The 19,978-nt window shown below is 48.6% G+C and carries 18 protein-coding genes and 1 pseudogene; 6 read left to right on the top strand and 13 right to left on the bottom strand.

Annotated features, from left to right (window positions below; all coding sequences use genetic code 11):
* The first annotated feature begins 163 nt into the window (after positions 1 to 163).
* Positions 164 to 571 carry a DUF2267 domain-containing protein gene (locus tag AC5JR3_RS03840; protein WP_495843207.1) on the top strand — a complete coding sequence of 136 codons (408 nt, stop codon included), beginning with the start codon at positions 164 to 166 and terminating at the stop codon, positions 569 to 571.
* A 228-nt stretch (positions 572 to 799) separates the two neighbouring features.
* Here AC5JR3_RS03840 and AC5JR3_RS03835 read toward each other — a convergent pair whose 3' ends face one another.
* The 3 genes from AC5JR3_RS03835 to AC5JR3_RS03825 form a co-directional block, all read right to left on the bottom strand.
* A complete protein-coding gene (locus AC5JR3_RS03835) occupies positions 800 to 2,347 on the bottom strand; it encodes a serine hydrolase (protein WP_495843205.1) in 1,548 nt (515 codons plus the stop codon).
* 147 nt (positions 2,348 to 2,494) lie between these two features.
* Positions 2,495 to 3,280, bottom strand: a complete 786-nt coding sequence (locus AC5JR3_RS03830) for an RNA methyltransferase (RefSeq protein ID WP_495843203.1) — start codon at positions 3,278 to 3,280, stop codon at positions 2,495 to 2,497.
* A gap of 194 nt (positions 3,281 to 3,474) precedes the next feature.
* Positions 3,475 to 5,253: a putative bifunctional diguanylate cyclase/phosphodiesterase gene (locus AC5JR3_RS03825; protein WP_495843201.1), complete on the bottom strand. Its 1,779-nt coding sequence runs from the start codon at positions 5,251 to 5,253 to the stop codon at positions 3,475 to 3,477.
* Positions 5,254 to 5,617: 364 nt separating this feature from the next.
* Between AC5JR3_RS03825 and AC5JR3_RS03820 the strand changes: the two genes are divergently transcribed.
* Complete coding sequence (locus tag AC5JR3_RS03820; protein WP_495843199.1) at positions 5,618 to 6,577, top strand: isoaspartyl peptidase/L-asparaginase; 960 nt, start codon at positions 5,618 to 5,620, stop codon at positions 6,575 to 6,577.
* 51 nt (positions 6,578 to 6,628) lie between these two features.
* Here AC5JR3_RS03820 and glmU read toward each other — a convergent pair whose 3' ends face one another.
* The 6 genes from glmU to AC5JR3_RS03790 all read right to left on the bottom strand — a co-directional run bounded on the left by glmU (position 6,629) and on the right by AC5JR3_RS03790 (position 14,591).
* Complete coding sequence (gene glmU, locus AC5JR3_RS03815; protein ID WP_495843322.1) at positions 6,629 to 7,996, bottom strand: bifunctional UDP-N-acetylglucosamine diphosphorylase/glucosamine-1-phosphate N-acetyltransferase GlmU; 1,368 nt, start codon at positions 7,994 to 7,996, stop codon at positions 6,629 to 6,631.
* Positions 7,997 to 8,096: 100 nt separating this feature from the next.
* Positions 8,097 to 9,158, bottom strand: a complete 1,062-nt coding sequence (locus AC5JR3_RS03810) for an HD domain-containing phosphohydrolase (RefSeq protein ID WP_495843197.1) — start codon at positions 9,156 to 9,158, stop codon at positions 8,097 to 8,099.
* 224 nt (positions 9,159 to 9,382) lie between these two features.
* Positions 9,383 to 10,294, bottom strand: a complete 912-nt coding sequence (locus AC5JR3_RS03805) for a tRNA (5-methylaminomethyl-2-thiouridine)(34)-methyltransferase MnmD (RefSeq protein WP_495843195.1) — start codon at positions 10,292 to 10,294, stop codon at positions 9,383 to 9,385.
* 228 nt (positions 10,295 to 10,522) lie between these two features.
* Positions 10,523 to 11,161 (bottom strand): molybdenum cofactor guanylyltransferase, encoded by a 639-nt coding sequence (locus tag AC5JR3_RS03800; RefSeq protein ID WP_495843193.1) that lies wholly within the window; start codon positions 11,159 to 11,161, stop codon positions 10,523 to 10,525.
* Positions 11,162 to 11,181: 20 nt separating this feature from the next.
* Positions 11,182 to 12,705: a M16 family metallopeptidase gene (locus AC5JR3_RS03795; RefSeq protein ID WP_495843191.1), complete on the bottom strand. Its 1,524-nt coding sequence runs from the start codon at positions 12,703 to 12,705 to the stop codon at positions 11,182 to 11,184.
* 341 nt (positions 12,706 to 13,046) lie between these two features.
* Entirely contained in the window at positions 13,047 to 14,591 is a 1,545-nt protein-coding gene (locus AC5JR3_RS03790; protein ID WP_495843320.1) for a M16 family metallopeptidase, read from the bottom strand.
* A 490-nt stretch (positions 14,592 to 15,081) separates the two neighbouring features.
* Here AC5JR3_RS03790 and AC5JR3_RS03785 point away from each other — a divergent pair, with 490 nt between their 5' ends.
* Positions 15,082 to 15,696: a TetR/AcrR family transcriptional regulator gene (locus tag AC5JR3_RS03785; RefSeq protein WP_495843189.1), complete on the top strand. Its 615-nt coding sequence runs from the start codon at positions 15,082 to 15,084 to the stop codon at positions 15,694 to 15,696.
* A gap of 49 nt (positions 15,697 to 15,745) precedes the next feature.
* On the opposite strand, the gene AC5JR3_RS03780 is transcribed toward AC5JR3_RS03785, so the two are convergent.
* Complete coding sequence (locus tag AC5JR3_RS03780) at positions 15,746 to 16,228, bottom strand: pentapeptide repeat-containing protein (RefSeq protein ID WP_495843188.1); 483 nt, start codon at positions 16,226 to 16,228, stop codon at positions 15,746 to 15,748.
* 168 nt (positions 16,229 to 16,396) lie between these two features.
* Here AC5JR3_RS03780 and AC5JR3_RS03775 point away from each other — a divergent pair.
* Both AC5JR3_RS03775 and AC5JR3_RS03770 read left to right on the top strand, forming a co-directional pair.
* Positions 16,397 to 16,519: pseudogene (locus AC5JR3_RS03775) on the top strand (REP-associated tyrosine transposase); the annotation flags it as partial.
* Positions 16,520 to 16,571: 52 nt separating this feature from the next.
* Positions 16,572 to 16,727, top strand: coding sequence for a hypothetical protein (locus tag AC5JR3_RS03770; protein WP_495843186.1), 156 nt, complete (start codon positions 16,572 to 16,574; stop codon positions 16,725 to 16,727).
* A 75-nt stretch (positions 16,728 to 16,802) separates the two neighbouring features.
* Here AC5JR3_RS03770 and AC5JR3_RS03765 read toward each other — a convergent pair whose 3' ends face one another.
* The 3 genes from AC5JR3_RS03765 to AC5JR3_RS03755 form a co-directional block, all read right to left on the bottom strand.
* Entirely contained in the window at positions 16,803 to 17,267 is a 465-nt protein-coding gene (locus AC5JR3_RS03765; RefSeq protein ID WP_495843185.1) for a pentapeptide repeat-containing protein, read from the bottom strand.
* Positions 17,268 to 17,433: 166 nt separating this feature from the next.
* Positions 17,434 to 17,892 carry a pentapeptide repeat-containing protein gene (locus AC5JR3_RS03760; RefSeq protein WP_495843183.1) on the bottom strand — a complete coding sequence of 153 codons (459 nt, stop codon included), beginning with the start codon at positions 17,890 to 17,892 and terminating at the stop codon, positions 17,434 to 17,436.
* A 36-nt stretch (positions 17,893 to 17,928) separates the two neighbouring features.
* On the bottom strand, positions 17,929 to 18,372 hold the full coding sequence (locus AC5JR3_RS03755) for a DUF4332 domain-containing protein (protein WP_495843181.1): 444 nt from the start codon (positions 18,370 to 18,372) through the stop codon (positions 17,929 to 17,931).
* A 73-nt stretch (positions 18,373 to 18,445) separates the two neighbouring features.
* On the opposite strand from AC5JR3_RS03755, the gene AC5JR3_RS03750 reads away from it, so the two are divergent.
* Positions 18,446 to 19,828 (top strand): aminopeptidase P family protein, encoded by a 1,383-nt coding sequence (locus tag AC5JR3_RS03750; RefSeq protein WP_495843179.1) that lies wholly within the window; start codon positions 18,446 to 18,448, stop codon positions 19,826 to 19,828.
* The last annotated feature ends 150 nt before the right edge of the window (positions 19,829 to 19,978 follow it).

The following is a 19,978-nucleotide window of genomic DNA, read 5'->3' as shown; positions in this document are numbered from 1 at the left end:
AAGTACAATCCTCCCTTCGGTCTTTAAAGTTATAGAGGGTTCAGGGCTAATCACTAATTGTGTCAATTTAGCTCTAAACAATTAGCAATTAGCCCCAGAGGTGAAATGGCATCCCATTCACAATCTCACTAACCTATTGATACTTAAATTTTGGAGAAATTTCATGGAAAAACATACAGCATTTCTAGAAAAAGTAAAAGAGAAAGGTAATTTAAAAGACCTAGAGGAAGCCCGTAGTGCAACTGAAGTAACATTCCGGACGCTGCGAGATGTAATGAGTAATGAAGCCGTAGACCGTGTGGCGGCTGACTTAGACAGCGAGGCAGAAGACTTATGGACAGACCAAAACCCTATCGTCTATTTCCTCAGCCGCATTCGACCTAAGTTAAACATCGAAGCCGGAAACTTTCTTGTCCGAGTTAGACAAGAAGGAAACTTGCCAGGAGCCGACGCTGAAACAGTTATCAAAGCCGTTTTTTCAGCGACAAAAGAGGAATTATCCCCAGAACGAGCCGAGGAAGTTTCTAGCTTTCTCCCCGAAGAAATTTGCGACATGTGGCAGTCTGCATAATTAATTCACTAATAGCTAATAGTTACTAGTGTTTCTCTTTTTATCCCCCTACCCTTAGACAATCTCCTCCAACTCACCGACTAAGTAAGTAAGCGAGAATAAATCAACTTTGTATGGTGATGGAAAATTTCTTAAATGGTTTGGTAGTCAGGGCTTTAGCCCTATTTTGAGGAATTTAGTCCTCACTACCAACCTTTAATTATTTACTTTTTCCTACTTAGTTTCAGATTAAAGTAAGTTTCCGGCTGTGATGTTTTGGCTAGTGGTTGCAGTGCGTCCCGTGGGAGTGGAAGTTGTGCTAGGGGTGGTAGAGGGGGGTTGACTAAAAAATTCGTAAGCCGTACGAGAAATTTGGCGGATCAACTCTGAGGCGCTAGCATCGTTGTGGGGGCGTCTCACCATGACAACAGCAATGTAACGCTTACCACTGGGCATATCCACTAAGCCCACATCAGCAATGAGCGAACCAATATCACCAGTTTTGTGAGCAATGGTTGCGCCGTCCCCTAATCCCTTAGGTAAGAGGGAATTGTTAACGGTACGGTTCATGATACTCAATAGGCGATCGCGCGATCGCATCGACAGCAAATCCCCCTGATTCACCATTGACATCAACATTGCCAAATCTTTTGGGCTAGTCGTATTTGTCCCTTCTAAATCTGGTAGGGGATTCTGAATTCCTGTTGCGGTTAAGCCCCAACGACGAAAACGCTCATTGAGGACTTCTTGTCCCCCAAGCCGCGTAATCAGCATATTTGTTGCCGTGTTGTCACTAATAGCAATCATCTTGGTCGCAACTTCCAGAGCGGTGTACTGGGTTCCGACTTTTTTATATTGCAGATCCCCAGAACCCGAACCAATCACCTCTGGCTCAAGGGTTAACATTTCATCAAGACGAATCTTTCCTGCATCAACATCCTGAAAAAACGCCACCAGAATTGGTACCTTGATGGTACTAGCGGCGGGAAACAAGACAGAACCGTCCAAATCTAGGTAGGAATTCGTATCAAGATCCACGAAAAACACGCCCGGTTGCAACTTCGAGTCAGCCACTAACAAGCCCTGAATTTTGGCTTTTAAATCGGGTAAGTCTTGAGCAAGGGAGATGGGACTAGGGACGCCCCCACCTGTATCGCTGGCTTGCACTTCCTTTTTCTCAGTTGGGTTCAACTCCGATTGGCGCGTCGCTGGATCGGAGATTGATAAAATCGTCCCGGCAATCGTGCCAATTCCCACCCCCAAAATCAACAGCCGGACAACGTATAACAGTGGTGAAAGGGGGCGTTTCTGAGCGCTACGGACTCCCCGTTTTCTGTTGAGACTAGAAGAGTTGTCAGTCCGGGAATTTGGGCGTCGGGGAGCTGTCGTTTCTGGAGGCGATGCGGGGTGAGGATTGGCAGTGGAGGGGCTAGTTGCCAAGCGAGCTAGGTGGCGTTCCCGAACCTGGCGGCGTTGGGCGGCGGTTAGAGGTTTTTTCGACCGTTTTTCGCTGCTACGACCAAAGGATCTTTTCGGCGGCTTACCATTGCTTTTGCCCTTAGCCGCAATGCCATTAGCCTCCCCATTTAGCTGTTGAGATTCGGAGCGATTGCGAGAGCGAGCGAGTTGATGTTCGCGCCGTCGCCTATTGACAGAGCGAGAAGATTCCGGTGTAGATGACTGTTTTTGCTCGTAGCGACGCGAACGGAGGCGAGAATCCGCAGGGGATACTTCGCGATCGCCCTGTTGCGGTGGTAAATCCTCCGGTTGAGGGTCATTTCTTAACGTTACTGCCACGGATCACACCTCCCACACAACCAACTAAAGCTGTAGTCTGCTGAACGACAAGGAAACGCTGATTTTTCGCCAATTAGCGCTCTAGATCGGCAACTAGCTACTACTAACTCACTTAACACCTAACAACTCATCTGATGCAAGTTTATTTTAGGACTCTTTCTGCTCCGGAACGTCATTCTTAACAGACGGGTTTAAATTTTCTATTGCCCATTCTGTTTGGCGGAGGATTCCCCGTAGCATTACGACTTCTGCCGTCGTCAGGTTAGCACGATTATACAGACGTCGGAATTTCTCTAGACGGGTTTGGGCGGTGTGAGGATAAAGATAACCAATTTTTACTAACACAGCTTCCAAATGGTTGTAGTAACCCTCTAATACATCTAAGGGGGCAACGTCAGTGGTAGATACTACGTCCTGAGTCCTGAGTTCTGGGTTCTGAGGGGTTTGGGGCTGGGTACTTTGATAAAGTTCGTAACAGCAAACCGCTACCGCTTGCGCCAGGTTTAGAGCCGGATACTCCGGGTTAGAAGGAATGCCGACAAAGCGTTGGGCATAGTTTAGCTCAACATTGCTCAGTCCTCGGTCTTCTCTACCAAAAATTAAGGCTGATGGCACCGATGACTCCAGCAACCAAGGCAAAGCGGCGCGAGGAGGTTCCAACTGCGTTGGTAGAGAACGACTGCGTCCTGTTGTGGCGATCGCGCGTTGACAACCAACTAAGGCTTCCGGCAGAGTTTCCACTCGTTGCGCCGCTTCCAGGATATCCCCCCCATGCACCGCCATTTGCCGCGCTTCTTCCCCTAGGGGATCGCACTGGGGATTAACTAGCACTAACTGCCTTAGTCCCATATTTTTCATCACACGCGCCACTGCACCCACATTTAGAGGGCCAGCTGGTTCTACTAAGATGATGCGGATTTGATCTAAGGACATTTGGGAAGAAAGGATGAAGGGTGAAGTATGAAGTATGAAGGGTGAAGTATGAAGGAGGTTATCAGTTTTCCTCATCTCCTCATCGCTTCATCTCCTCTGCCCCTCTGCCCCCCCGCTCCCCTGCTCCCCCGCTCCCCTGCCCAAAACAATGTTAAAGGTGAAAACCTACAGTGAGGGCAGGATGAAGGGTGAAATCAATCAGGGGAGTGATAATGGACAAGCTGGCTAATAGGTGTAGGAGTAATATGTGTTAGCGATCGCTGATTGTACTCCTGCGAGTTATCACTCAAGGGTAGCGGGGGTGGCTGCAAAAAATCAGCAATTGCCTCGGCAGGAATTGGAGGACTGAAGTAGTAGCCCTGAATTTCATGACAGCCTTGGGCTTGGAGATATTCTAATTGCTCTTGTGTCTCTACGCCCTCCGCTGTGATATTCAAATACAAACTCTTGGCTAAGGCGATAATGGCGTTCGTGATCGCTGAGTTATCTAGGTTAGTCACAACATCGGTGACAAATGAGCGGTCAATCTTGAGAGTATCAATAGGGAAATGCCTCAAATAACTCAAGGATGAGTAACCTGTCCCAAAATCATCAAGTGCCAGCATGATGCCTAGTTCGTGGAGTTGTTGCAAGGTGGCAAGGGCTTGCTGAACATTTTCCATCATCAGGCTTTCAGTGACTTCTAGTTCTAGATAAGCAACATCTAGACCCGTTTTTTCCAAAATTTGGGAAACTTGCTCTGCCAGATTGGGCTGTTTCACTTGCTGGGCTGACAAGTTAACTGACATGCGGATTGGTGGTAATCCTGCTGATTGCCAAGCCTTGTTTTGAGCGCAGGCGATGTACAATGCCCACTCCCCAATCTCCCCAATCAGACCATTGGCTTCGGCAATGGGGATAAATACAGCAGGGGAAACCATTCCCAAAATAGGGTTGTGCCAACGTAGTAGCGCTTCTACAGCAACAACCTGTCCAGTATGGGCTTTGACTCGTGGTTGGTAGTGTAGGAAAAATTCACCCCGCTCTAACGCTTGACGCAATTGGTTTTCCATTAGCAAGCGCTTCTGCAACTGAGCATTCATCTCAGAACCGTAAAACTGGTAACGGTTTGGTTCGCACCGTTGTGGCTGATTTAGGGCGGTAGTGGCGTTTTGCAACAGAGAATCGATGTGGGAGCCATCATTGGGAGATACCGCAATGCCTAGGCTGGCACTGATGTATATTTCTTTGCCCTCTAAAATAAAGGCTGGCAAGAGGGTCTTGAGGAGTGTTTCGGCTCGCTCTGTGACGGCTTCTATCGTGGTGAGATGGGAGATGGCGATCGCAAATTCATCGTTCCCTAGACGACAAACATAATTATTTTGACCCCCATTAGTCACCAATCGTTCGGCAACGGCTTTTAGGAGGAGGTCACCGATTCTCGCTCCTAGGGTATTGTTGATGCTCCTGAAGTTATTGATGTTTAAAGCGATGACTGCAAATAAATGCTTGTCATTCGGTAAATTTATTAAAGTTTTTTGGCAATAGTTACGGAATAAGTCTCGATTGGGCAGATCTGTAAGGTCATCGTAATCAGTCAGCCGTTGAATGACAACGTCTAGTTTTTTAATTGTTTGTACCGTATCTGTCATCAATGTGCCAGCTTCGTCAGTAAACTGGGTTGGCAATTGGGGGAGCTTTTTTTCGCGCAGGTAGGATTGCAGTGCTCGCGAGGTTAAACTGACGGGAAGTAGCAGATGGTGTAAGGCACAGAGTGTGCACCCGGTGCCGACTAATGTTGCCACTAAGGCGATCACCAAGACACGTATTGTCATCTCCAGCGAAAAAGAGTTGGAAATGAGGAAATACAGCAGCAAAGTCAACAGCGGTATATGAGTACCGACAAAGGCAACTAGCATGATTTTGCCTTTGTAACTTTTCGGTTGTTGTAAACGAGATAGAGAGGAATACAGCCAGAGGTTAGGGCTATTCATACCTAAGTTCTAGAAGGGAATAAGTGATAAATCTTCAGGGAACAACTCGTTAAAACTGGCATCCTGTAGGACTGGGGAGGAGTTAGTTAGAGCCAACTCAAGCCGGGAAAAACCGAAACAGAACTTTCTATACACTAATAAGATTGTAAGCATTTGAAAAGATAATTCCCTCCGCAATAACTATGAGGAAGTGATTGCAGAGCTAGGGAAATTTGCTGAGTCGGTCACTTTTTCTTTTCTTGATGGATAAAATGGCTAGATTGATTGAATGATATAAAGTACTGTTTGTTGAGAATGCTGTCGCAGGTGACGGTCAGTACCAAAGCAGTTAGTAGTTTGTTTTGAGTGGCGATAAGAGATTAAAATGGCAGGCAATTTTGTGCAACCGAAGCTAATTGTTCATGGTGGGGCGGGGAGTTCTCTGCACGGAGGAAAATCTATAGAGTCAGTGAGGCGATCGCTTTATGAAATCGTTGAACCGATTTATGCCCTGTTATTAGAGGGAGTCAGCGCCCATGAGGCGGTGGTTCAAGGGTGTCAGATGTTGGAAGATAATCCGCGCTTTAATGCCGGGACAGGTTCAGTGCTGCAATCAGATGGGCAGATTCGCATGAGTGCGGCGTTGATGGCGGGGAAGACGCAGCGTTTTAGCGGGGTAATCAATGTCTCCCGCGTGCAGCACCCGATTGAGCTTGCCCAGTTTTTGCAAAATTCCGATGACCGCGTCCTCTCCGATTTCGGTGCAGCGGAACTGCTGCGAGAACTGAAGCTTCCGGTTTACAACCCCATGACGAATCTCCGCTTGCAGGAGTGGATACGGGAACGAGAGCATAATTTTGAAGATGATGCGGCGGGAGTGGTTGCTGAACCGGAGTTACTCACCACCTCAGAACCGCGACGCGGCACGATTGGGGTGGTTGTCCTCGATCGAGAGGGCAATCTAGCGGCGGGCACCTCTACAGGGGGCAAAGGGTTCGAGCGCATCGGACGAGTCAGCGATTCTGCTATGCCAGCCGGGAACTACGCCAACCCCCATGCAGCGGTGAGTTGCACGGGGATTGGGGAAGATATTATCGATGAGTGTCTGGCGGCGCGGATTGTGGTGCGCGTGACGGATGGTATGTCTTTGGAGCAGGCGATGCAGCGTTCCTTTGCGGAAGCGCAGCAGAATCGTCGGGACTTTGGCGCGATCGCTATTGATGCCACAGGCGCGATCGCTTGGGGCAAAACTAGCCAAGTCCTGCTAGCTGCCTACCACGATGGCAATCAACTGGGTGACACCCTGGAATGGACGGGAGAGGCTTTAACAAGCTTTGCGGCTTAGTCGAAGGTTTTAGGGGCGTTCTCGATGAGCGCCCCTAGGGATTGCCTTGCCTTAACTGGATGGTTTAGGAGCCGTTTCTAAGCGCCAACCGGGTTTGACAACTTGACGCGCACGGGCAACAACTAAAGAATCACTAGGGACATCCTCCGTCACAGTCGAACCAGCGGCGACGGTGACATCTTCGCCTAGGGTGAGGGGCGCAACGAGGACGCTATTCGATCCAGTTTTGGTGCGATCGCCAATTTCGGTACGATGCTTCCTGACGCCATCGTAGTTTGCCGTAATCGTCCCCGCCCCGATATTGACTTGATTGCCTAGGGTGGCGTCCCCCAGATAGGACAGGTGAGCCACATTAGTGCGATCGCCCATAGTGACATTTTTCAATTCCACAAAATTCCCCACCCGGCAGGCTTCCCCAACCGTCGCGTGACCACGCAGATGGGCATAGGGGCCAACACGGGTATGGGCAGCGATCGCGCTATCACTCACTACTGAGAACAGCACCTTCACATTCTCCCCAATCTCACTATTTTCAATTAAGCTACCCGGCCCGATGCGGCAACCGGAGCGAATTATAGTGTTGCCGCGCAGATGGGTTTGCGGTTCGATAGTCGTATCCGGTTCCAGTTCCACCGTGTCATCAATCGTGATGCTATTTGGCTCAATTAAGGTAACACCTGCGGTCATCCACTTATCTTTGACCCGTGCTTGCAAAATTGCATCGGCGGCGGCGAGTTGTTTGCGGTCATTAATACCAATAATTTCCTGGTAATCCTCTACATCAACTGCCATTACGGGGGAAAGGTAGTTCACCGCGTCGGTGAGATAATATTCCTGCTGGTCATTGTCAGCAGTGAGCTGGGGCAGCACCTTTGCGAGTTGAGACCAATTAAAGCAGTACACCCCAGCATTGATCCGGCGATTTTGCTTTTGTGCCGTTGTACAATCCCGGTCTTCAATAATTTGCGTCAGGTGATTTTGACCATCACAAAACACCCGCCCGTAGCCTTGAGGATTGGGCAAGTTGGCAGTGAGCAGTGTCGCTGCGTTTTGATGGGCTTGATGCGTCTCCAGAAGCAGCTTGAGGGTATCGGGACGCAGCAAGGGGACATCCCCATTTAAGACCAGTAGGTCGCCTGTAAAGCCTTCTAGATGCGGTAGCAGTTGCTGGGCGGCATGACCTGTACCCAGTTGCTCAGTTTGTTCAACAAACTCTAAATTATCAAATGCTTTTAAGGAAGTTTTGACCAGACCTCCTTGATAGCCAATAATTACCAAACGCCGCGAGGGTTCGATAGACAAACAATTAATCAGGACGCGTTCAACTAGCGATCGCCCCCCCAAAGCATGACACACCTTAGGGAGTTGAGATTTCATCCGTGTCCCTCGTCCTGCCGCAAGAATTGCTACTGCAACCATTCCCTTGTTAGCTAATCTCTTCGACTGGAGTATACCGCGCTTGATGGTACCTGCACTGTCTTTTTCATCCACGCTGATGAGGTCTGTTTGAGCCAAGCCTTCAAAAATTACGATGAGGCGTGTTTGAGGCTGTTGCTGGCTGCGGCAGGATCGAGGCGATAAATTCAGCAAACTGCTCCATCAGTTGCGGGTTACGCCACCCTTTATCGGTTTCCTCCCTCATGATTTTTAAGGCTTCTTCACTGGAATAAGCTGGTTTATAGGGACGTTCGTTGGTTAACGCATCATAGATATCAATAATTTGAAATAGCTGCGCCAGATAGGGAATTTCATCTCCCATTAATCCATCAGGGTAGCCTGTGCCATCCCAACGTTCGTGGTGGTATTTAATAATCGGAATGACGCCGCGCATCGTTCGCAACGGCTGACAAATCTTCTCGCCAATTAGGACGTGTTGATTGATGATCTCCCGTTCTTCCGGCGTAAACTTGCCTTTTTTTAGCAACACCGCATCCGGGATTCCGACTTTACCGATGTCATGCAGGTATCCTCCCCACATCAGATGGCGAATATCAGCACGGGAGAGTTGTAGGTACTCACCAAAGGCTTTGCCCATATTGACAAGCCGTTCGCAGTGATCGCCCGTATTGGGGTCGCGACTTTCAACAGCACTGGCGATGGAAAAGAGAACTTTTTCAGCGTGGTCTAAATCTTCGTTGAGACGTTTTTGACGGGTAAGGGATTTAACCCTAGCGGAGAGTTCTAGGCGGTCGAAGGGTTTAGTGAGAAAGTCATCGCCTCCTACTTCAATGCCCATAATGCGCGATCGCTTATCGCCCAATGCCGTAATAAAAACCACAGGAATTAAGCGGGTTTGCTCGTCCTGTTTAAGATGCCGACAAACCTCATACCCATCCATTCCTGGCATCATCACATCCAGGAGAATTAAGTCAGGATTGAACTCAGTAACTCGTTTGAGGGCAACCGGGCCACTCTCCGCTTCTACAACGTCGTAGCCTTCTATGGTTAGAAGAGCGACCGCTGTCATGCGGCTAGAAGGATGGTCATCAACAACAAGAATTTTGAGACGATCAGATTCTGAGAAGTTCACTGAATAAAAACTGGTTTTAGATGAAATGGCACGATCAGACCCATCTATCATGACTTAATCTAGAGGTTTGTTTTCAGTATGCTGAAATTGCGTAAGTTTTAAATCAGGTTTTTTACGGATATGTTTAGCTGAAATCAGTCAACAATGTCTCTCAATTATGCTTTTAATCAACAAAAAGTATTGAAAGTTAATGTTTTTCCGGTAATCCTGCTAACTTTTCTGTAATTTTAATTTGTAAGGTAACGCTAAGGGTAAAGAGCACCAGTTCCGAGTTTTTACTTCATCCTTGATTCTTCCTCTTTCATCCTTTCTCTCCAGTGATTTAACCATCGTCGTTTCCAGTGGGAGGACGGTTCTAAAGGAGAAATTTGTTGCTCTTGGTGGCGGCGTTGTACAATCACCCTTGCCTCGTCACAAAGCTGAGGATCGTGGTAGGGAACCGCCGCACGGGTTTGTAAATGCTCTTGCGATCGCGCTGAGAGGGGAGGCAAACCAGCCGCGCTAAAACTCGCTATTGTGCCCGGTCGTTGCCCTAAATCGGGAACTTGACCAATCTGGAACCCCACGGCTATCAATGCCGCTCGGACTGCGGCGGCACAAGAATAGGTTGCCAGCCTACCCGTTTTGGCACAACAATCAGCAACTAACTGCAAAAACTCAACTGTCCAGAGTTGCGGACAAACGGGTGGGGAAAAAGGGTCAAGAAAAATCGCATCCGCACGGAAACTGGACTGCTTTATCTGTTGAATCGTGAGTCTGGCATCACCGAGTAAAAGTCGGGCAGAAAGACGCTCAGTTTGTACCGACTGGGTTGTTGTGACTAAGGTTTCTAAAAGCTTTGGAATTGGCGCGTTCCAGGGCTGCAAAAGTTGATGAGCGATCGCGCTTTTGGGGACAGTCAAATCTATCTCTAAACCAATGACTTCTACATAACACTCAGGGTTGACGCTCCAAATTGCTTCCAAAGCCGCCGCCGTGTTGTAGCCCAGACCGTAACAAATATCCAGCAGCCGCAAGCGTTTAGCCGTCTTGGCTTTTTGCAGAAGTTCCGTTGGCTCGACAAACTTCTTTTGGGCTTCGGTATAGGCTCCTGTGTGGCTATGAAAGCACTCCCCAAACTGGGTAGAGAAAAAGGTAAACGAGCCATCCTCGGTCGATTGTGGCGTAAAACTGCTGGAGTCTGACATCGTTCAATCCGGAGCTGTCCTTGGTTCAGTAGAAACTCGTACGTATAAAGAACCGGGCGTTGATATTTCTACGTAAGTATATTAAATTAAATCCCTAAATCTGCATCGGTGAATTTTGGCACCTATCGGTTCCTTTGCAAGTGCTTTAGACCAAAAAGGAACCGATAGATGAAAAGTGAAAGTCCATCAATAATCTCAAGCGCCGGAATTTATTGATGGGGTTGGACTTCATGCTTCATTCTGGTGCCTGTTGTTGACTTCTTTGAGGTCATCCGGTGTATTGCAATTAAACAAAAGCGATCGCTCTTTTACCTGCAATTCCTCTACCGGATGTTGTGCCAACCAGCCCTGGAACGACCTTTTATCCTGCTGAATGTAATCCGTCAGTAGGGGGAAACACTGACGGCGGTAGAACCCACAAAGGGGTTCCCACCAGCCTTTTGGGTGTCGGGGTAAAAAGGCGATCGCCTCTTCTGGCACCGTCTCTAATCTCCCTACCCAATCCTGTAATACTGCAACTTGCAACTGCGGCAAATCACAAGCCAGCAACAACACCCAGTCTGTTTCCACCTGCGCTAACCCTTGAGCAAACCCCACCAAAGGGCCGTGGGGGGTTGTTTCTTTCGGCAAAGGGACTTCCTGAATCAACCGCACATCGTTTGGTATAACCTCCTGATAGCGCTCTATCCAGGGCGTGACGACGTACACTGGTGCCGCACACTGTTGGGCAACTTCGCAAATTTGCCGCAGTAAGGGAACACCGTGCAAGGCAATCAGGGCTTTATCCTCACCCATGCGAGAACTTTGTCCCCCGGCGAGGATAATTGCACTAGGCGATCGCCTTGACGTTGTTTTGCCGTCACTCATCTGACTTTGCACGCCACACCTTAGCTTTCTGGTTTTGGAATAGTGATATCTAGGGAGGTGATATCAGTTGACAAACGGGTAAGCTGCGGTTGAATCTCCGCCGCGTTACCCACAACTAGCGTGACGATTTGATCGGGTTGCAGGTATTTTTGGGCAACCCGTTGAACATCCTCAATAGTTGTGGCTTCCACGCCCTCTCGATAGCGGAAAATGAAATCCTTGGGGTAACCATAGTACTCGTAGCGCATCAGCCGCGATAAAGACTGGGCGGGGTCTTGGAAATTGAAGACAAAGGAGTTGAGGACGCCCTCTTTGGCATAGGCGAGTTCCTGGGCTGTGATCGGTGTTGTCCGTAGTTTCTCAATTTCAGCAAGAACAGCTTGAATCAGGGGGACAGTGGCATCAGAGCGTGTTTGTCCGCCAGCGAGAAAGGTTCCCTGATAGTCGTAGCGGGGACTCCAAAAGCCGTAGACAGAGTAAGCCAGACCTTGACGCGATCGCACTTCATTAAACAGCCGTCCGCCAAAGCCATTCATAACTCCATTTAAAACCTCCAAGGCGGGATAGTCGGGGTTATTCAACACCCCACCCAGATGCCCCATCTGAATGTAACTTTGACTTAGTTGCGGCTGATTGATAAAAAAGAGTCCACCTGTCTTTGCTTGGGACGCTGAGGGAACTTCCGGCTGAGGAGGTTTAGATTTTGGCTTCCAGTTGCCAAATTCCTCCTGAATGCGCGATCGCATTTTGGCAGAGTCAAAATCCCCAACGATTCCCAGAATCATATCCGAGGGGTGGAAATACTGGTTGTAAAACCCGACTAAATCCTCACGAGAAATATTCTCCAGCGTGGAATACTCTACTGTCTGGGCATAGGGGCTATTTTCGCCGTAAACCAGTTTCTGAAACTCTCGCCCCACAATGTCATTGGGGTCATCATTCCGACGGGCAATTTGTCCCGCCTGCTGATTTTTTGCCAACTCCAGCTTGTCTTGAGGAAAAGCCGGCTTTTGCAGCACTTCCGCAAACAAATCAAAAACCGTATCCAGGTCTTCACTCAAGGCGTTGAAGCTTGCAGTGGCTACTGCTGTATCAATGCCAACTTCCACCGCTGCGGCGCGTTGTTCCAAAAGCTGATTGAGTTCATCGCCCGTGTGTTCGGTCGTACCACCTGTACGCATCACTTCCCCAGTGAGCGACGCTAAACCAACTTCGTTGGCGGGTTCAAGGCGACTACCCGTGCGAATCATCGCCATACCCTCAACCAATGGCAACTCATGGTCTTCCATCAGATAGACAACCATGCCATTGTCTAGCTCATAGCGCGTGTAATCCGGAAACTCCACTTCCGGTAACGACTTGAACTCTAACTCAGTGTAATGCTGTGCTGTCTCTGCCGCGGCTGGCAAACTCGATGCCACAACCAGCAACGCTGTTACCATCATTAGCCCTAACCAGGGAAAAACTTTGCGGAGATTAGGGCGGCGATAGCTAAGCAAGGCGCGATCGCGTCTACTAGAAATTGGAAAATGAGAATGGGTCATAAAAGGCAATTCAATTATGTAAAGAGAATGAGGAGCAGGGGAGCAGGGGTGCAGGGGTGCAGGGGAGCGGGGGAGCGGGGGAGCGGGGGAGCAGGGGTGCAGGGGTGCAGAGGTGCGGGGGAGCAAAGGGGCAGAGGGGCAGAGGGGCAGAGGGGCAGAGGAGATGAGGTGCAGAGGGGCAGAGGAGATGAGGCGATGAGGAAAACTGATAACCTCCTTCATCCTTCACCCTTCATACTTCACACTTCACACTTCACCCTTCATCCTTCATCCTTCACCCTTCATACTTCATACTTCACCCTTCACCCTTCATACTTTTTCCCCTACTCAGGACTCAGAACTCAGGACTCAGGACTCTGTCCTTCATTGGCTTTGGGCAAGATGCGTCCAATTGTGCGGTTTTCGGGTTGGAAGGTTACCTGGGCTACCCGTTGAATATCTTTAGGCGTGACTGCTGCGATCGCTTCTAGCTCTTCAAATAAATTGCGCCAGTCGCCCGTTTTCACTTCATACTCCACCAGATTGCGTGCCATACCCATATTGGAATCAAGCGATCGCAATACCTCTGCCCGCGCCTGGGTTTTCACCCGCTCTAACTCTTGCGCTGATACAGGTTCCGTCCTCAGCCGCTCAATTTCAGCCCGTAATGCTGTCGCCACTTCCTCTACCGTATGACCCGGAGCCGTCAAAGCATACAACAACACTAAATTCGGATACCTGTCTCCCGGAAAACCACTAAAGCCTTGCGCTGTTAGTGCCACCTGTTTCTCTTCCACCAAAGACTTATACAGTCGAGAGGTACGACCATCACTTAGCAGACGCCCGATAATGTCGTAAACCACATGGTCAGGATGATCGATCGCAGGTCGATGATAGCCCTCCAAATACCACGGTTGGGACGCTAGTTCTAACGTTACTTCCCGCGTTTGCTTCTGAGGCGGCTCAACCGCCGTCACGGCTGGCGGCTTTTCACGACCTTTGAAACGCCCAAAGTAAGTTTCAGCTAACTGCTTGACTTCCGAGGCATCAACATCACCCACCACTGCAATTGTTAGGTTGTTGGGAGGATAATAAGTCTCAAAAAATTCCTGGACATCTGCACGGGTGAGGTTACGGATATCTTCGTTGTAACCAATCACCGGACGCTTGTAAGGATGTACCTGAAAAGCCTCATCAAGGAACGCCTCAATCATCTGACCGATAGGAGAGTTGTCCGTCCTCAGACGCCGCTCCTCCAAAATGACATCTTTTTCCTTATAAAATTCCCGAAACACTGGGTCTAGAAAGCGCTCTGACTCCAGAGACATCCAGAGTTCTAGCTTATTAGACGGAAAGCTGTAAAAGTACACCGTCGCATCCGCAGAGGTGGCGGCATTTAAGCCAACGCCCCCCGCCTGCTCAACAATCTGCCCCAACTCATTTTGCGTGACATACTCTAATGCTTCCGCGTCTACCTTGGCAAACTCCGCTTCTAGCCTCGCGACTTCTGCCTGGTTACCCGCAGCTTTCGCGGCTTGAATTTGCTCAAACAACTGATCCAATCGGTCTAGGAGCTGACTCTCTGCTTGGTAATCCGTTGTCCCAATGCGGGTAGTTCCTTTGAACGCCAAGTGTTCCAGAAAGTGAGCAACCCCTGTCTTTCCATCGGGTTCATCAACTCCCCCAACATCGGCATAAGTCACAAACGACACAACAGGTGCCTGGTGACGTTCCAAAACAATGAACTTCATGCCATTGTCAAGGCTAAACTCGCTCACCTTTTCAATGACTCGATCCAAATAAGGCTGGATAGACTCCGACTGCGGAACAGGTGTCTCCGTGCGAGCCAACGCAACAGCAGGAAGCATTCCCCACGCCAGCATTATCGCTGATAGAAATACCGCCATTCCGGTACGCCAACGGCGCAGCCTCCACCAGGTAGTTAAATTCATCAAAAGCAAAATAAATTGATTCGACTGACTCATAAAGCAGTAGCAATTGGCACTGTCTTCTAGGATAAGAATTTCTCAACCCTTTGAGTGTTCCAAAGGGTTAATTAGTCCTGAGTCCTGAGTCCTGAGTCCTGAGTCCTGAGTAGGGAAGAAAGTATGAAGGATGAAGGGTGAAGTATGAAGGGTGAAGTATAAAGTATGAAGGATGAAGGGTGAAGGGTGAAGTATAAAGTATGAAGGATGAAGTGTAGTTATCCCCTGCTCCCCTGCTTCCCTGCTTCCCTGCTTCCCTGCTTCCCTGCTCCCCGGCTCCCCTGCTCCCCGGCTCCCCTGCACCTCTGCTTTACCTCAGGCGGAAAGGGGGAATTTGTGAGGAACTATGACACTTTTGTCGATTATCAGGGAACCTGTTGCACAATAACGCTACAGCTTATATTGAGAATTCATGCGAATTTTAAATCGGCGTCCTCAGTCAGAGATGGAGACAAGACAGCGCATCCTGCAAGCGGCGCAACGCTTGTTTTCTCGTCGGGGATACGACGGTACAACAACCCGCGATTTGGCTCAAGCGGCTGGTGTTGCAGAAGGTACGCTGTTTCGTCATTTTGAAAATAAGAAGGCTATCCTCATTGAGGTAGCGACGCAGGGATGGGTAGAAATTCTCACGGATTTGCTCACGGAACTGAGCGAAATGGGCAGCTATAAAGCGGTGGCGCAGGTGATGCGGCGGCGGATGCTGCGAATGCGCGAGAATGCCGACATGATGCGGGTGTGCTTTATGGAGGCGCAGTTTCACCCAGAGTTACGCGATCGCATTCAGTCGGAAGTCATTGCCAAAATGACGGATGTTGCCGAAGCCTTCTTTCAAACGGCAATGGATAAAGGCATTTATCGCCGCACGAATCCCAAAATTGTCGCCCAAGTCTTTTTAGGCATGTTTGCTGTCGCGGGTTTCAGCCACAAAACCCTCGGAGAACCCGACGCTTCGCCCCAAGAGATGCAAGAAATGGCAGAAGGGATAGCTGATATCTTTCTCAACGGCGTTTTAGCGAAAGAATAGTGAGAGGGTAATAGCTAATAATACCTAGTAGGTTGGGTTTCTCTATTGTTCAACCTAACCTACGGGCGATCGCGATCGCACTGTTCCTGATAGTTCCATCGGGCATGATCGTGTCTTTAAAGATAGCTCCTTTACATTTATTGATACGGAAACCACGAACGCCTCTCAAGTTAGCATGGCTGAAATTAGCATTTTTGAAAGAAGCATCACCAAAGATAGCATTACTCAAGTTAGTATGGCTGAGGTTGGCATCTCTAAGGTAAGGTACGCTAAAGATAGCACTACTCAAATTGGCACCACTCAAATTAGCCCCTCTCAGAGAAACTTCATCAAGACGAATTCTAGTCATATTACTATCTCTCAAGTCAGCAAAGCTAAAGTCAGACAATTCAATGGAAGTCTCACTAATATTGGCGTTTCTAAGAATGATGTCAGGGCAGTTGACATCAGACAAACGAATCCCCGTCAGTTTGATACCAGTGAAATCTCTCTCTCCAGCCGCATACCTTCTGAGCAATTCCTCTCTATCCATAGTTCAACTCCTCAAATAGTTAATCAACTCAAAAATAGCGCAACCTCTATCTGGTCAAACCACCTCACCCCTCACCCCCTAGACATCACCCTCCAAATCGTTGACCTCCCTACCGGACAACTCGCCGAAGCTCAAATTACCTCCTTCGACCCTGCGGATTTTTAACATCATTTCGACTACATCCATTTCAATCCTGTCAAACCGGGTTTGGTGAAGGCTGCGAAGGATTGGGAATATTCGAGTTTTCATCGGTGTGTAGCGCCGGGAGTTGAGCCGATGAATTGGGGATGAATGAGGAGATAACTTTTGAGGGGATGCTAGCGGGGGAATAGAGTGGCGGCTGTTGGGTTTCTCTATTGTTCAACCTAACCTACGAGCGATCGCGATCGCACTTAAGGGCGATGAAGCAGAAAGCAGTTTGGCTTACGATTTTCTTTCAAATATCCCCGCAAAAATTCAAGATGTTATTGAAGACAGGGACAAAGAGGAAATATTGTAATGGATTAATGCAAATTCTTTAGCAGCAGCACTTCTGCCTAATTTAGAAGCTGATAATCTGATAAATAAACTAACTTTAGATACTATCAGTATAGATACTGCCGTCGGGCATAATAGTTTCATAGAAGATAACATTTTCAAAGCTAACTTCGTTGAACCTTCTGGCTCCCCTGAAATCGGCATAACTGAGATTGGCATTCTCGAAACTAGTTTCACTAAGACGAGCATTTCTAAAGATGGCTCTGCTGAGATCGACGTTACAGAAAGTAACTTGCCCGAAAACGGCGTAACTAAAATCAGCCCCTTCCATGTAACAATTCTTCGCGAAAACACTTTCATAGATACGCACTCTAACGAATTTAGCAAAGCTCAAATCAGCTTCAACGAAGCTACTGCCATCGAAATAGGCATCGCTGAAGTTGGCTTCTCGGTAGATACCACCTCTAACTCTTTTGCTAATCCAGTTAGCGCTCCGAAAGTTACCGCCAGTGAAATCTTTTTCTCCCCCAGCGTACTTTCTAATTAATTCTTCTCTGTCCACAACTCAACACCTCAAATAATTAGCGATCGCCTATATTCATGACTTGACAAGTTGCTGTGCTTGTTGAATCCAGACTTGTACTTCATCTACCGAAGGACAGAGATCGCGTTTCTTAGCAGCACTTCTGGCTAATTCAGAAGCAGACAATTGGATAAATGAGCTAGATTCAAGCAGTATAAATCCTACCGTTGGGCATGATAGTTTCATAAAAAATGGCATTCTCACAACTTCCAACAGTCAGCTTTCTAGCCCCTCTCAAATCGGCATAACTGAGGTTGGCATTTCTGAAATTGACTTCGCTAAGAGTAGCGTTCCTAAATATGGCTCCTCTGAGATCAACCTCACTAAAGTTACATTGACTGAAAACAGCATAGGTAAAGTCAATCCCTTCCAAACAACAAGTGCTCCCGAAACCACTTTCATACATACGCGCTCTAACGAATTTAGCGAAACTCAAGTCAGCCTCATCAAATCCGCTTCTCACGAAGTAGGCATTGCTGAAGTCGGCTTCTCGGTAGATACCACCTCTAACTATTTCGTCAATCCAGTTAGAATTCCGAAACCTACGTCCAGTGAAATCTTTTTCTCCCCCAGCGTACTTTCTAACTAACTCTTCTCTATCCACAACTCAACACCTCAAACAGTTAGCGATCGCCTATATTCATGACTTGACAAGTTGCTGTGCTTGTTGAATCCAGACTTGTACTTCATCTACCGAAGGACAGAGATCGCGGCGTTGTAGGGTAGCGACTTGGAGGCGGAGAATTTGTTGCTGCAACTTGTGGGCGGGTATTTGCGCGAGTTGGTTAACCGAGACGATACCGGAATGTAGCAACAGCCCGCAGTGCTGGTAGCCGACGCCAGGAACCCGCGCTAAATCGGACAGAGCAACCCACTTATTGACGTGTTTGACAGGGAGTTGCAACTGATTTGCCAAGGCTTGTCGGGAGGTGGGGGTACTCGCTTTCTGGAGGAGTTGCCTGGTGGTGGTAATGCCGCAGGTTTCTAGGTGTAAGCGATCTTCCGCACTCAATCCTGGCAGTTGTTCGAGTTGCCAGTTGCGGGGACGAATTGAGTGGGGACGGGCTTTCGGTTGAGGAGACATTCTTACCACCTCGCATTCTTTAATTAGGGTTGATATCCTGACGGATAGAAGCTGCCCATAAGGAGTCTATTCCATGTCAATAAAGAGCGCTCCTATCTCTATTGCAACAAATCTCCGTTCTCGACGGCAGCGACTTGCCGAAATTATTGATTTTCCGGCAATTCTCTGGTCAGGAACCGCTAGTTCCCGAAACTTTCCTGCAAATCTTTATTCCTTTCGCTCTAGCAGCCACTTTCTCTACTTTGCAGGGTTGCCGTTAGAGAATGCAGCGATTCGCCTAGAGGATGGTAAGCTGCAACTGTTTATGGATGACGCGGTTCCGGGAAGTGCCTTGTGGCATGGAGAAATGCCGACACGGGAGGACTTTGCTCAGTTAATTGGCGCGGATGCAGCTTTTCCCTTGGCGGAGTTGCGATCGCATTCCACGGAAGCCGCAACGATCGCCGTTCAAAATCCTACCACCTACCAGGAACAAGCCGAAGTTTTAAATCGCCCAATTGCCCCTGCCAATGCTCCCCACAGCATTGATTTGGAGCTAGCAAGAGCGATTATCACCCTGCGCCTAACTCATGACGCCACTGCTCTAGCCGAGTTACGCCAAGCCGCCACTTGTACCGTGCAAGCTCACAAAGCCGGGATGCAGGCAACTCCTAACGCCAAACTAGAAGCAGAAGTCCGAGCAGCAATGGAGGGTGTAATTATTGCCCATAATATGACCTTTGCCTATAGCAGCATTGTGACAGTTCACGGTGAAGTTCTCCACAACAATCAATATCACCACGCCCTGCTAGCGGACGCTTTATTACTAGCCGATGTCGGGGCAGAAACAGAGAATGGTTGGGCGTCTGATGTCACCCGTACTTGGCCCGTTAGCGGCAAGTTTTCCCCCACACAACGCGACCTCTACGATGTAGTATTGGCGGCGCATGATGCCTGCATTGAGAAAGTTCGCCCTGGTGTGGAGTATCAGGACGTACACTTTTTAGCCGCCAGTGTAATTGCCCAAGGATTAGCTGATTTGGGCATTTTGCGCGGTAAAGTTGCAGATTTAGTTGAAATGGACGCTCATGCCTTGTTTTTTCCCCACGGAGTCGGACATTTGCTGGGGTTGGATGTCCACGATATGGAAGATTTGGGAGATTTAGCAGGCTATGAAGCTGGGAAAACTAGAAGCGATCGCTTTGGCTTAGGCTTCCTCCGACTCAATCGTCCCTTAAAAGCAGGAATGCTCGTCACCATTGAGCCAGGATTTTACCAAGTTCCAGCAATTCTCAACGATCCCGCCCTACGGTCAAAATATCAGGATGTCGTTGACTGGGAACGCCTAGCGCAATTCTCCGATGTCCGGGGAATTCGCATCGAAGATGATGTTTTAGTCACAGAATCCGGTAGCGAAGTTTTGACAGCAGATTTACCAACCAAAGCTGAAGAAATCGAGCAACTCGTTCAAAGTTGATTGACCCCCCTGACCCCCCTTATCAAGGGGTGAACTAGATTCAAAGTCCCCTTATCAAGGGGTGAACTAGATTCAAAGTCCCCTTATCAAGGGGTGAACTAGATTCAAAGTCCCCCGTGATATCAAAGGCGAAGCAACATCTAGCTTCCC

It is taken from the genome of Kastovskya adunca, assembly GCF_059505785.1.
Note: the sequence above shows the minus strand (reverse complement) of the source record. Positions and strands in the feature narration are given on the sequence as shown.